11 protein-coding genes are annotated in these 12,343 nt (G+C 72.1%); 6 read left to right on the top strand and 5 right to left on the bottom strand.

Translation table 11 applies throughout. The features are described from left to right. Positions 1–4: 4 nt before the first annotated feature. Positions 5–970 carry an alpha/beta hydrolase gene (locus IE294_RS20870; RefSeq protein WP_189888564.1) on the bottom strand — a complete coding sequence of 322 codons (966 nt, stop codon included), beginning with the start codon at positions 968–970 and terminating at the stop codon, positions 5–7. A 242-nt stretch (positions 971–1,212) separates the two neighbouring features. Continuing rightward, complete coding sequence (locus tag IE294_RS20875) at positions 1,213–2,430, bottom strand: cytochrome P450 (protein ID WP_189888326.1); 1,218 nt, start codon at positions 2,428–2,430, stop codon at positions 1,213–1,215. 1,087 nt (positions 2,431–3,517) lie between these two features. Here IE294_RS20875 and IE294_RS20880 point away from each other — a divergent pair. The 3 genes from IE294_RS20880 to IE294_RS20890 are packed head-to-tail and all read left to right on the top strand — an operon-like array spanning position 3,518 to position 6,197. Then, complete coding sequence (locus IE294_RS20880) at positions 3,518–4,729, top strand: cytochrome P450 (RefSeq protein WP_189888328.1); 1,212 nt, start codon at positions 3,518–3,520, stop codon at positions 4,727–4,729. Between the two features lie 53 nt (positions 4,730–4,782). Next, complete coding sequence (locus tag IE294_RS20885) at positions 4,783–4,977, top strand: ferredoxin (RefSeq protein WP_189888329.1); 195 nt, start codon at positions 4,783–4,785, stop codon at positions 4,975–4,977. Continuing rightward, complete coding sequence (locus IE294_RS20890; protein WP_189888331.1) at positions 4,974–6,197, top strand: NAD(P)/FAD-dependent oxidoreductase; 1,224 nt, start codon at positions 4,974–4,976, stop codon at positions 6,195–6,197. The genes IE294_RS20885 and IE294_RS20890 overlap by 4 nt, the downstream gene beginning before the upstream one ends. Positions 6,198–6,603: 406 nt before the next feature. On the opposite strand, the gene IE294_RS20895 is transcribed toward IE294_RS20890, so the two are convergent. From IE294_RS20895 to IE294_RS20905, 3 genes are read right to left on the bottom strand one after another with little or no spacing between them, the layout of a single operon-like run. Then, positions 6,604–7,455, bottom strand: coding sequence for a trypsin-like serine peptidase (locus IE294_RS20895; RefSeq protein ID WP_189888333.1), 852 nt, complete (start codon positions 7,453–7,455; stop codon positions 6,604–6,606). A gap of 38 nt (positions 7,456–7,493) precedes the next feature. Then, entirely contained in the window at positions 7,494–8,426 is a 933-nt protein-coding gene (locus IE294_RS20900; RefSeq protein ID WP_189888335.1) for an alpha/beta fold hydrolase, read from the bottom strand. Between the two features lie 60 nt (positions 8,427–8,486). Then, on the bottom strand, positions 8,487–9,053 hold the full coding sequence (locus IE294_RS20905; RefSeq protein ID WP_189888337.1) for a hypothetical protein: 567 nt from the start codon (positions 9,051–9,053) through the stop codon (positions 8,487–8,489). A 742-nt stretch (positions 9,054–9,795) separates the two neighbouring features. On the opposite strand from IE294_RS20905, the gene IE294_RS20910 reads away from it, so the two are divergent. The 3 genes from IE294_RS20910 to IE294_RS20920 are packed head-to-tail and all read left to right on the top strand — an operon-like array spanning position 9,796 to position 11,929. After that, positions 9,796–10,014 carry a hypothetical protein gene (locus IE294_RS20910; protein ID WP_189888339.1) on the top strand — a complete coding sequence of 73 codons (219 nt, stop codon included), beginning with the start codon at positions 9,796–9,798 and terminating at the stop codon, positions 10,012–10,014. After that, positions 10,011–10,937 carry an ABC transporter ATP-binding protein gene (locus tag IE294_RS20915; RefSeq protein WP_189888341.1) on the top strand — a complete coding sequence of 309 codons (927 nt, stop codon included), beginning with the start codon at positions 10,011–10,013 and terminating at the stop codon, positions 10,935–10,937. Before IE294_RS20910 ends, IE294_RS20915 begins: the two co-directional genes overlap by 4 nt. Beyond that, a complete protein-coding gene (locus tag IE294_RS20920; RefSeq protein WP_189888343.1) occupies positions 10,934–11,929 on the top strand; it encodes an ABC-2 membrane transporter-related protein in 996 nt (331 codons plus the stop codon). Before IE294_RS20915 ends, IE294_RS20920 begins: the two co-directional genes overlap by 4 nt. Positions 11,930–12,343 lie beyond the last annotated feature (414 nt).

Consider the following 12,343-nt stretch of genomic DNA (forward strand, 5'->3'; position numbering starts at 1 on the left):
CAGCTCACCGGTTGAGGATGCGGCGTAGCCAGCGCACGCGGGCCTCGCGGGCGTCGCGGGCGACGGCGGTGTCGGGTGCGATCTGGTCGGAGCCGTGGAATCCGCCCGACCAGACGTGGAGTTCGGCGTCGCCCCCGGCTTGCCAGATGCGGGAGGCGTAGGTGATGTCCTCGTCGCGGTAGGTCTCGGCGGCACCCGCGTCGATGTAGGCCGGTGGCAGGCCGGACAGGTCGGTGGCGCGGGCGGGTGCCGCGTACGGCGGGACCCGGTCGGTGCCGCGGGCCTCGCCGAGCAGCGACGTCCAGCCGGCCTCGTTGGCGCGCCGGTCCCATACTCCGTGGCCGGCCATCTGCCGGGCGGAGGGGGTGTTGTTGCGGTCGTCGAGCATGGGGCACATGGCCAGTTGGCCGGCGAGGCGTGGTCCGCCCCGGTCGCGCGCCATGAGGGCGACGGCCGCGGTCAGCCCGCCCCCCGCGCTGCCGCCCGCCACCACGATCCGCTCCGGGTCACCGCCGATCTCCGCGGCGTGTCGTGCCACCCACACCAGGCCCGCGTAGCAGTCCTCGACGCCCGCCGGGTACGGGTGCTCGGGGGCCAGACGGTAGTCGGCGGAGACTACGACGAGCCCGAGGGGTGCGGCCCACTCGCGCAGGATGCCGGGCATGCCGGTGCGGCTGGTCCCGCTGATCATGCCGCCACCGTGTAAGTGGTAGACGACGGGTGCGGCGTCGGACAGTTTCGCCGGGCGGGCGATCAGCAGCGGGACGTCCGGCGCTCCGTCGGGTCCCGGCACCGTACGCTCCACCACCTCGAAGCTCCCGCCGTCGCGCAGTTCCTCCAGTGTGGGATCGGGGGCGGTCTCGGCGAGGTACGCGCGCCACCGCGGCACCTCCGCGGGAGACGACGGCTCGACGCCGCGCAGGTCGCCCAGCCCCTCCAGGACGGTTGCTGCTTCCGGGTCGAACGGCACGGGAGCGGGCCGGTCTTCCTGGTGCGCCGGGGCGGCCGGGGCTGCTGGGCCGGTGGTCCGTGGGGGAGTCGCGGGGGTCTGTCGTAGGTGGTCGGCCGGCATGGGGCAGGTGTTCATGGGTTCTTTCTGGACGGGTGTGGGCTGTGCGTCGGTACGTGCCGGGTGCGCGGGCGGCGGAGCCGGGCGGGGACGGCGAGAAGCGGGTAGGTGGCGGGGGCGCGCAGGCGGCGGGTGGTTCCGGGTCACCAGGTGACGGGCAGTTCGTGTACGCCGTAGGCGATCATGTCGTGTTTGAAGCGGATGTCCTCGTCCGGGAGGGTGGCGCGCAGTCCGGGGAAGCGGCGCAACAGGGCCGGGTAGGCGAGCTGGAGTTCCTTGCGGGCCAGGTTCTGCCCCAGGCACTGGTGGACGCCGTAGCCGAACGCGAGGTGTCCGCGTACGTCCGGCCTGTCGATGTCGAACCGGTCGGGGTCGTGGAAGACGGTCGCGTCGCGGTTGCCGGAGGCGTTCGGCACGATCACGCCCTCGCCCGCGCGTATGAGCCGGCCGGCGATCTCGACGTCTTCCGTGGCGACCCGGGAGAGCCCGTTCTGGGTGATGGACAGGTAGCGCAGCAGTTCCTCGACGGCCGACGCCACCCGGGCGGGGTCGTCGCTGTCCCGGACGACGGCGAGCTGGTCGGGGTTGCGCAGCAGCACCAGTGTTCCGAGGGCGAGCTGGTTGGTGGTGGTCTCGTGCCCCGCGACCAGCAGCGTTATCGCGGTTTCGACGAGAAGCGCGGGAGTGAGTTCGCCGGTGCGCAGGCGTGTGACGACCAGGGAGCTGAGCAGGTCGTCGCCCGGATCGGCGTCCTTGCGCCGGATCAGGTCGCCGAGGAACTCGGCGAGTTCGTCGCGGGCGGCGGTGAACTCCTGCACGGTGCTCTCCCGGGAGATCATCGTGCCGGCCACGCGCTGGAAGAGGGCGTGGTCCTGCCGGGGGACGCCGAGCAGTTCGCTGATGACCAGGGAGGGCATGGGCAGCGCGAAGGCCTCGACCAGGTCGGTCGGCGGCCCCGCGGCCTGCATCCGGTCCAGCAGGTCGTCGATGATCTGCTCCAGCCGCGGAGTCATCGCGGCGATCTGTTTGACCGTGAAGCGCCCGATGAGCATGCGGCGTTGACGCGCGTGCTCCGGATCGTCCTGCATGCTCAGGGCCTGCACCTCCTGGCGGCCCTGAGCCGCGAAGCCCTCGGTCGGTGCGGGAAATCCGGGTTTGCTCGGGTCGGCGCTGAAGCGCGGGTCGGCCAGCACGGCCCGCTGGTCCTCGTAACGGGTGACGAGCCAGGGTGTCTGTCCGTCCCAGATCCGTACCCGGACGAGCGGGTCCTGCGCGCGCAGGGCGGCGTAGTGCGGCGGTGGGTCGAAAGGGCAGCCGGGAGCGCGGTCCAGGGGAAAGTCGAACGTGGTGGTCTGCGGCACCGGTGTCTCTCCTCGTGATCAGAGTGTGATGGGGGAAGCGGCCGACTGCGGTGACCAGCGCCGGCCCCGTCGGGACTCGTGGTGGACCGCAGCGGGCGGGCAGGCAGGATCGCCTCCGGCAGCCGAAGCCGACCGGGGCGGGCCCGCACGCGGAACAACAGGTTCGAAGGTTCGAAGGCCGGGAGACGCCCCCCACGGCACCGCACGACGTGCCAGTCCGGTCGTGTTCCTTGAGGAGACAGGTACCGCGCGGCGCGGCTGACCCGGTACGGAAGGGAGCGGCTTCCACGAGAGGACCGACGCCCACGAGAGAACCGGCGGCCACGAGAGAACCGGCGGCCACGAGAGGACCGACGGCCACACTCACGGCCCGGAACGAGGGTGACGGCACGCACGGAAGCGGCCCCGCGCCAAGACGCGCGGTACAGCGCGCTCACCGCACTCGGTGAACACGCACCCGGAGAACGCCGCCTTCGAAGCGGCTACAGTCTGTCAACCTCGATGAACACGCAGGCATGGTAGCACCGCCCCGCACGGCACCCGTCCGCATCCGGCCATGACGGCCCAGGTCAGCGCGGGTCTCTCGACAGACTGCCGCACCCGCCCCGCCGTCGCGCCCCGCGCGCCTGCCGCGCCTGCGCCCATGTCTCGTCGGCGGGACAGTCATCACATTCCGGGGTATGTGCGGACCTACGCACGCGCTCACACGTATCGCCGCCAGGTCGCCACACATGCCTGCAAGCCGCCGAGTCGTTCCGTACCCGAAAGGCGAGAATCAGCCGTTCCGGTGACCCGGCACCCTCGGGCCGCGCATCCGTCCTGACCGGCGTGGGCACCGCCTGCACATGCCCTCGGCCCCCAGGTGACGGACCACTCCGCTGACCAAAAAACATGCGACGTACACACATCTGCTCTTCCGGGAAGGGCGCCCACGTCGTAGCGTGCGTCTCGGTTCGCTCCCGGCACGGCAGGCAGGCGCCGGAAGCGGAGCACCGCGCGTCCGCCTTCCCCTCCCCCACACCCTCCCACCTCCCACCTCGCGCCGACGCCCTGACGCCCCGACGCCGAACCGTCCGAAGGATCAGGTATGCCACAGCCTTCCCCCACCGCCCTGTCCTGGCCCGCGGAGCGCACCGCGGGCTGCCCGTTCGACCCGCCGGCCGCCGTGACCGGTCTGCTGACCACCGTCCCCGTCCAGCGCGTCGCGCTGTGGGACGGGACCGCCTGGCTGGTCACCCGGCACGCCGACCAGGTCGCCCTGTTGCGGGACAGCCGCGTCAGCGCCGACACCAGCCACCCCGGTTACCCCGCCCTCAGCGCCGGCAGCCGGGCGATGCGCGCCCACAGCCGGTCGTTCATCGCCATGGACGATCCCGAACACGCCGACCGCCGCCGCGTGTACACGGCCGATTTCACCGTCAAGCGCACGCGTGGACTCGCCCCGCGCGTCCAGAGCCTCATCGATGACCTGCTCGACGCCATGGAGCGCAAGGGCCCGCCCGCCGACCTCGTCGCCGACTTCGCCCTGCCCCTGCCGTCCCTGGTCATCTGCGAACTGCTCGGCGTGCCCTACGCCGACCACGACTTCTTCCAGCGGGCCAGCGCCGTCATCATCGACACCCGCAGCACCCCCGAGGAAGCCATGGAGGCGACCCGCCGGCTCATCGACTACCTCGGCGACCTCATCGAGCACAAGGTGGACCACCCCGGCGACGACCTGCTCAGCCGGGTGGCGGCCGAGCAGTTCGCCACCGGACTCAGCACCCGGGAGCAGTGCGCCGACGAGGCCCGTCTGCTGCTGATCGCCGGGCACGAGACCACCGCCAACATGATCGCCCTGGGCACCTGCGCCTTCCTCCAGCATCCCGAGCAGCTCGCCGCCGTGCGCGACGGCTCCCCCGAGCGGGTCGAGGGCGCCGTCGAGGAGATGCTCCGGTACCTCACCGTCGCGCACATGGGACGCCGCCGGGTGGCCCTGGAGGACATCGAGATCGGCGGCGTACGCATCGCGGCGGGCGACGGGATCATCTTCGCCAGTGACGCCGCCAACCGTGATCCGGAGGTCTTCGAGCATCCGGAGCGGCTGGACATCGACCGGTCGGCCCGGCGGCACATGGCCTTCGGCTCCGGTCCCCACCAGTGCCTCGGCCAGAACCTCGCCCGGGTGGAACTGCAACTGGCCTACCCGGCGCTCTTCCGCCGCTTCCCCGGCCTGCGCCTCGACCGCCCCCTGGACGAGATCCCGTTCCGGACGGCGATGGCGGTCTACGGCGTCCACGAACTCCCGGTGTCCTGGTGACACCCGTCCCCCACCACCCCGAACGGCATACGACACACAGGAGCACGAGCACGATGCACATCACCGTCAACGAAGAGAAGTGCTGCGGCGCCGGCCAGTGCGTCCTCCTCGCCCCGGACGTCTTCGACCAGCGCGACGAGGACGGCATCGTCGTGCTCCTCACCCCGCGGGTGCCCGCCGGACAGGAGGCCGCCGTGCAGGAGGCCGTGGCGGTCTGTCCCGCCGCGGCCATCGAGGTCCGGGCGTGACCACATCGCCCGGCGTGGTCGTCGTCGGCGCCTCGGCGGCGGGCCTGTCCGCCGCCGAGGGCCTGCGGCGGTCCGGGTACGACGGGCCCGTGACCCTGGTCGGTGACGAGCCGCACCTGCCGTACGACCGGCCGCCGCTGTCCAAGCAGCTGCTGGCCGGCGAGTGGCCGGCGGAGAGACTGTCGCTGCGCTCCGCGCGGGACTACACCGACCTGGACCTGCGTCTGCGGCTCGGCGTCCCGGCCGCGTCACTGCGTACCTCCGCACACCTGCTGCACCTGGCGGACGGCAGCCGTCTGCCGTACGACACGCTCGTCGTCGCCACCGGCGTCCGGGCCCGGACGCCGGACGGCTCGGCGGCCGGCGCCGGAACGCACGTACTGCGCACCCTGGAGGACGCCCTCGCGCTCCGGGAGGAGCTGAGCGGACACCCCCGCCTGGTGATCGTCGGGGGTGGTTTCGTCGGCGTCGAGGCCGCCGCCGTGGCCCGCGCGCTCGACTGCGAGGTGACGCTCGTGACCGGCGGGGACGCGCCCCTTACCGACGTCCTCGGCGAGACCGTCGCTCAGATGCTGGCCGAGGTGCACCGCGAGCACGGCGTACACCTCGTCACCGGGTCACGTGCGGTCGAGGTGCTGCGCGAGCGGGGCCGGACCGTCGGCGTCCGTCTCGCCACCGGCCGGGTGGTCCCCGCCGACGCGGTGCTGGCGGGGGTCGGCGCCCGCCCGAACACCGAGTGGCTCGCCGGAAGCGGTGTTCCCGTCGGTGACGGTGTCGACTGCGACGTGTGCCTGTACGCCGGGGACGACGTGTGGGCCGCCGGGGACGTGGCGTCCTGGCCGGACGCGGTCTCCGGGGAGCGGCTGCGCGTCGAACACCGCACCAACGCCACCGAGCAGGGCCAGGCCGTCGCCCGGAACATCCTCGCCGGCCGGGCCTCGGCGACGGCCTTCCGGACCGTGCCCTACTTCTGGTCGGACCAGTACGGCCTCCGGATCCAGGTGTACGGGCGTACGCGCGGCGCCGACGCCGTCCACGTCGTCGACGGCAGCACGCGGCAGCGGAGGTTCACCGCCGTGTACGTCCGCGACGGGCATGTCGTCGGTGCCCTGGGCATCGGCATGTTCCGCCCGCTGCGCGCCCTGCGGGAGCTGGTGGCCGCCCACGCGCCCTGGCCCGCCCCGCACGCGGAGGCGGCCGTCCTCGACCGGCGGGGATGACGACGCGGCCGAGGTGACGCGTCGGCCGGGCCACCCCGCGTGCCGGGCAGCGCCGCAGCGGGGCTCCGTGACCGCCCGAGTGTCCGGTCGGGTGCTGGTCCGAGGCGTTCACGACGGCGGTGGGCGGTGGCGGACCTGAGCGGGTCGGGCCTCGTCCCGGCGTCCGGCCGGGGCGCGCCGGCCTTGGGGGTGGCGGCCGGGTCCGCGAGGCGCGCCGCGGTCCCGGCGAGCACGGCGGTCACGTCCTCGATCCGGCCGGCCCTGGTCCGGGGCGCCCACCGTCTCCCGCGCCCCGGACACCGCCCCGCACCGCCCCCGCACGTTTCTCGGTCTGCCTCGGTGCCGCGCCCGCTCCGCCGGTCACCACCGGCACACCCCGAGGCAGACGATGGTGGTGGCGCCGCGGTCAGCCGGCGTTCGCGGTCCGCCGGGGATCGGGGCGCGGCAGAAGACATCCGGCGCGGTTCAGGTCCAGCCGGTTCCCCGGGGCCGTGCAGCCGGGCAGCCAGTACGTCGGTGTGGCGTACCCGGTGCCCCGGTGTACGGAGATCGAGCCGTCCCGCGCCATCTCACAGGGGTTGTCCAGGGTGCAGCGGCCTCCGTCGTGGTTGCTGGTGTTGTTGATGGCGACGATCTTCCCGTCCGCCAGCACCGGCGAGCCGGAGGTGCCGTGTCCGGTGTCGCACTCCGGTGTGTACCGTACGACGTCCTCGGTGACGTTGGCCGTTTCCAGCACCCGGTAGGCGAACCGGTCGATGCGGCAGGAGAACTCCTGCTTCAGGCTCCCGGACACGACACGGATCGCGGTGTCGCGCGCCGGGCGCCGGTCGGAGACCGTCAGCGGGGTGACATCGTGGTCCCGCTCGAGTGCCCGGTACGTGTCGTCGATCTGGTACAGGGCGATGTCCGTACCGGTGAGCGTGACGTAGAGGGCCTTGCTCGCGTGCACCTGCGCGGCGGTGTTCCCCGCGCGGTCAAGAAGGTTGAACAAGCGGTGGGACGGCTGGTCCACCAGGACCTCGCCCGGAACCGGCCGGGCTCCTTCGTAGCAATGCCCGTTGGTCAGGACCAGTGCCCGGTCGTCGTCCGCGGAGCTTGGCATCCGGATGAGGGAACCGGAACATCCGGCGACGTCGGCCGTCCCGGTGAAGTCGGCCGTGGCCGGGGGCGTCGGGGCGGCCGACGCGCTGGGCGTCAGCAGCGCCAGGCCGAGCAGGGCCGTGCCGCCGAGGAGGGCTTTGGTCTTGGCGAAGCGCATGACGTGTCGTTCCTTCGTGAGGGAGGCGGGGCTCTGGGTCACTTCACTCCTGGGCAACTGCCGCTGGTGGCCTTGCCGGTACGGAAGAACTCGACCACGCGGGCACCGCACGGCAGGTTCTTCAGGGAGGCGTGCACGTCGTCGCGCACGGTCAGGAAGGTGCCTCCGGCCGCCTCGTGCGCCTGCTCCGCCCACACGTAGGGGGTGATGCCCTCATCGAGGTGCCCGGAGATCTGGAGCGGGCTGTTCCCTCGGACCACGGGGGTGGGCGGGGTGTGCACCGGCCAGTCGGCACACCACGGGGAGATGTAGGCGCCGCCGACGGCCGGGTGAGCGGCGCGGCGGACCTGAGCGGCGGACCACAGGTGCGGGAAGTCCGTCGGGGTGGGGTCGACGTTGCAGAGCATGGCGTTGTACTGCAAGGCGTTCAGGCCGTCGAGCGGATCACCGAGACCGTACGGGCGCCGGACAGTGGCGGCGGAGGAGGAGGCGGCGGCGGAGCCGGGGGTGCCTCCGTCGATCACGGTGACCAGGTCGTTCGCCGCGTCCACCCACCCGTCACGGGGGCTGCTGAAGACACCCGCCGCCCACTGGCCGTCCAGGCGCAGATCGCCGGAGACGCGGGGCGCGCGGTCCAGTTCCTCGCGCAGGGCGACGAGTCCGGCCTCGATCGCGGCCTTGTCGGTGCCCAGGTGGAAGTCGTGGTCGTGCTCGGCCAGCCAGCGGCAGAAGTCCTTGAAACCGCGCTCACCCAGAGCCTCGATGGCGCCGTCCATGGCGGAGTGGTCGAACACCGGCGGCACCGGCGAGTCCAGCCACATCCGGTTGACCCGTTCGTCGAAGAGGGAGCGGTAGGCCAGACCGGTCCCGGTGTCGAACGACTCTCCGAAAAAGTCGATCTTCTCGGCGCCGAGCGCGTTCCGCAGGGTGTCGATGTCGCGGGCGATGTTCGTCGGGGTGAGCCGGCGCACGAAGTCGGGATCGATCGCGGTGCAGCGTTTGTTGTACTCCGCCTCGCCGTCGAACTCGGCTTAGATCCGCTCCTTCTGGCTCGCGTCCACCGGCGGTTCCGGCCACGTACCGGTTTCGCACGAGATCTTCTGGCTGTAGCCGGTGCCGCGCGCGTCCATGGCGATGAGGTCGTGATCCGAGTTGAGGGTGCCCAGCCGCGAGCCGAGAAGGCCGTACAGGGCCGACGCGTTCTCCGTTCCGGGCCCGCCGGCACCGAACACCAGCGGTTCGCCCGGGTGCTGCCCGGTCGCCTTGATCCGGCTCACCACGATGGTGGTCGTGCGGCCCTGCGGCTTCGTGTAGTCGAGCGGGACGGTCAGCTCCGCGCACTCGGTGCGCTGGTCGCCCTGGACGGGCCAGTCCTTGGCGACCGATGCGCACCGACGCCAGTCCAGGGCCTGCGCGTGTGCCGGAGCGGCGGACGCGGTGGGCGTCAGCAGTCCGGTCAGTGCGAACGCCGAGGCAGCCAGCGCGCCGCCGCGCAGCGCCCGCCGTGCAACCGCCGGTGCGGCAGTGACGGGGACATGAGGGTGACGACCTCCTGGTGGTGAGTACGTCGTGCCAGGGGCACGTACGAGCAGGGCCACTCTCCCGACACCGGGTCGCGACCGGTGGACGGACCGTCTTCCACCGCCGCGCGACCGCGTATCCGTCGTGTATCACCGTCCGCGCTCCTCCTGGGCGTTCCCGGTGCCGGGGCGGTCCGCGACCTGCTGTGTGACCCCGCTGTACGGTTGCTCACGCGGACGTGACGTGTGGGCAGTCCACCGCTCGCGACGACTCCCCTCTGCGGGCGCGGCATGCAACGCATGCGGCTGCCCCGCCCTCCGCCTCGCGCGTCACCGCCACGGACATGATCAACAGAGTCGGTGCGAGGGCCGGTGTCAGCCCTCGGTGGGCCGAACACGGCATCACCGCGGGCGTCTGCGCGCCGGGGTCGTCCGCGCCACCCCGGCCCGACGGCCGTACGGGCGCTCGGCACCATGGCCGTGGGGGCGGTCTGCTCACCTCCGACTGCCGCGGTCCCGCGGCCACGACGGCGTCGCCGGGTGGTCGCCCGGCCCCGCCGCCGACCGGCTGTACGACCGCGCGCGGCCCCGCGCACGGCGCGTGGCACGGATCGTGGTGCCGGCGCGGGCTACGGGACGTACTCGTCCAGCGAGGCGGGACCCGTCATGCCACCCCGCCCGCCACCTCACCCTCCCGGGCAACCGCATACTTTGGTATCAGCCGACGGCCGCGCGTACCGGTCGTGTCATCCCTTGGTCTCTGTGATCCTCGACCTTTGCCCGACGCGACAGAGCGCCCCGCTTCCCTAGCGTTCCAGCCATGACGAACCTCAGAACTCTCGCCACGCGTCCGGTGGTGCCGTGGGCAGCGGTGGCGCTCGCTGTCGTCGCCGGCCTGCCGCCGGCCACGCGGGTGTACGCCCACATCGTCCGCTACGGCTTCGGCACGGTCTGGATCGTCCCGGCGCTTGTCGAGGCCGCCCTGCTCGTGACCGGCGTCGCCGTGCTCGCAGCGGTTCGCCGGAGGCGCACGCCGTGACGGAGTACGCACTCGAAGCCGTGGGTTGCGGGCTCCGCCGCCGGCGCGGCTGGGCTCTGCGTGACTGTTCCTTCCGGCTGCCGGCGGGACGGGTCTGCGCGTTGGTCGGTCCCAACGGGGCGGGGAAGACCACGTTTCTCTCGATCGCCGCCGACCTGCTGCGGCCCACGACGGGTACCGTCCGGCTCTTCGGTGAGCCCCCCGGCGGGCGCGAGGCACGTGGGTGGACGGCACTGCTGAGCCAGGACAAGGCGCTCTACAAGAACTTCCGCGTCGATGAGATCCTGCGCATGGGGCGCGAACTCAACCCGACGTGGGACCAGAGGCGTGCCGAGGAGATCATCCTCCAGGGCGACGTTCCCCTCGGCGCCAGGATAGGCACGCTCTCCGGCGGCCAGCGCACGCGCGTCGCCTTCGCGCTCGCCCTCGGCAAACGGCCCCGGCTGATGCTGCTGGACGAGCCGATGGCCGACCTCGATCCGCTGGTCCGGCGCCAGATGACAGACGCCTTGTTGGACGACGCCCGCAACCACGGCACCACGGTGGTGATGTCATCCCACGTCGTCGCCGAGTTGGACGGAGCCTGCGACTACCTTGTCCTCATCAGCAACGGAACGGTCCGGCTGGCCGGCGAGATCGACGTGATCACGGACGAACACCGGTTGCTGACCGCACCCGATCAAGACCGTGCACGGCGGCAGGATCTGCGGGGGCACGTCGTCGTGGGCACCATGACGGAGCGACGCCGCCTGACCGCCCTGGTGCGTCCGCGCGGGCCCTTGCCGCAGGGCTGGCAGGCAGGCACGCCGACACTGGAGGAACTCCTGCTCACCCATCTGTCGAGTACCGACACTCCCCCGCTCATCACCCCGAGCGCGCGGGTGAGCTCGGACGGCGTCCTTTCGCCGGGGGGCGCCGCGTGAAGGGCACAGCGACCGCGCTCCGGCGCCGTCCGCGACTGCGCGGGCTGAGCTGGCTGGTGTGGCGGCAGAACCGCACGGCCTTCTGGATCGGCCTCGCCGTCGCCGCCGCGGTGCTGGTGTACGCCGCGATCCAGCACCACCGGATCGTCACGGCCATCGATCAGCAGCATCTTCAGATGTGCAGGGGAAGCACCCCCGCAGCGAAGGAGTGCTTCAGCAAGATCGTCCGCTTCGGCGGCGAGTACCAGTACCCGATGCGCCGCCCCCTGCAAGTGATGGTTCTCCTTCCGCTGCTGTTCGGTCTCTTCCTGGGCGGTCCGCAACTCGCGCAGGAACTGGAGTCGGGCACCTTCCGTACCGTCTGTTCCCAGTCGGTCACCCGAGTACGGTGGCTCGCCGCCAAGCTGCTGGTGCCCGTGGTCATGACGGTCGTCATCAGCGGGACCTTCGCCGCGGCGATGACATGGTGGTGGCAGCCGGCCGGCGACGTCATGGGCAGGCAGTTCCCCTGGTACCAGTGGTACCCCTTCGACGGGATCGGCCCGGTGGTGGTGGGGACCTCCGTCCTGATGCTCCTGATCGGTACCGTGCTCGGGCTGCTGCTGCGCCGCACCGTGGCCGCGATGGGGGCCACACTCGTGGTCGGTGCGGGAGTGCTCCTCGCGCTGGAGAAGGTGCGCGGCCACCTGCTGCCGACCACCACGGTCAACGCGCAGCACACCAGCGTCCCGCCGGCTCCGGAGAACGCCTGGCTGATGGCTGACGGCGCTCTTTCTCCCTCGGGCGCCCGGGTGTCGGACGTCTACAGCTGTTACGCCGCAGACCACTTCGACGCCTGCCTCGCCGGCCACGGGCGTACCGGCCACTGGGCCGAGTTCCATCCCGCCGCGCACCTGTGGCCGCTGCAACTGGCGGAGACCGGGCTCTGTCTGGTCCTCGCCGCCGCCGTCGCCGCCGTCGCCCTGTGGCAGGTCCGCCGACGACTGGCCTGACCGACCGCTGCCCCGTCCCTCGGTCGGCATGTCCCCTGCCGGGAGCGCGGCAGGGGACATGCCGGCGCTGACTCGTGTGAACCGTTGAACCGCTGGCCGCCGCCACGACCGTGATCGGAATCGCACCCGCGGCACAGACGAGTGACGGTGGATGCGACTCGGCCCGGTACCAGATCTGCGTCTACGAGAACAGCTGGTACGGCGGCTCCTCCTACAAGGTGCCGTGGGCGTGTACGTGTGCGGCAGCCAGTCCGCGGTAGGACTCAAGATGCCCTGGCCTCTGTACGACGGCGTGTCATCGGTCGTCAACAACACCGGCCAGACGCTGTACCTGCTGCGACAGAGCGGTCAGGTCGTCCTCCGCGTCAGCGCGGGGCATCACCTGCCGAACCTGGACGATTTCGGAGAGCAGGC

Source organism: Streptomyces canarius (genome assembly GCF_014650735.1).
Lineage (GTDB): Bacteria > Actinomycetota > Actinomycetes > Streptomycetales > Streptomycetaceae > Streptomyces > Streptomyces olivaceoviridis.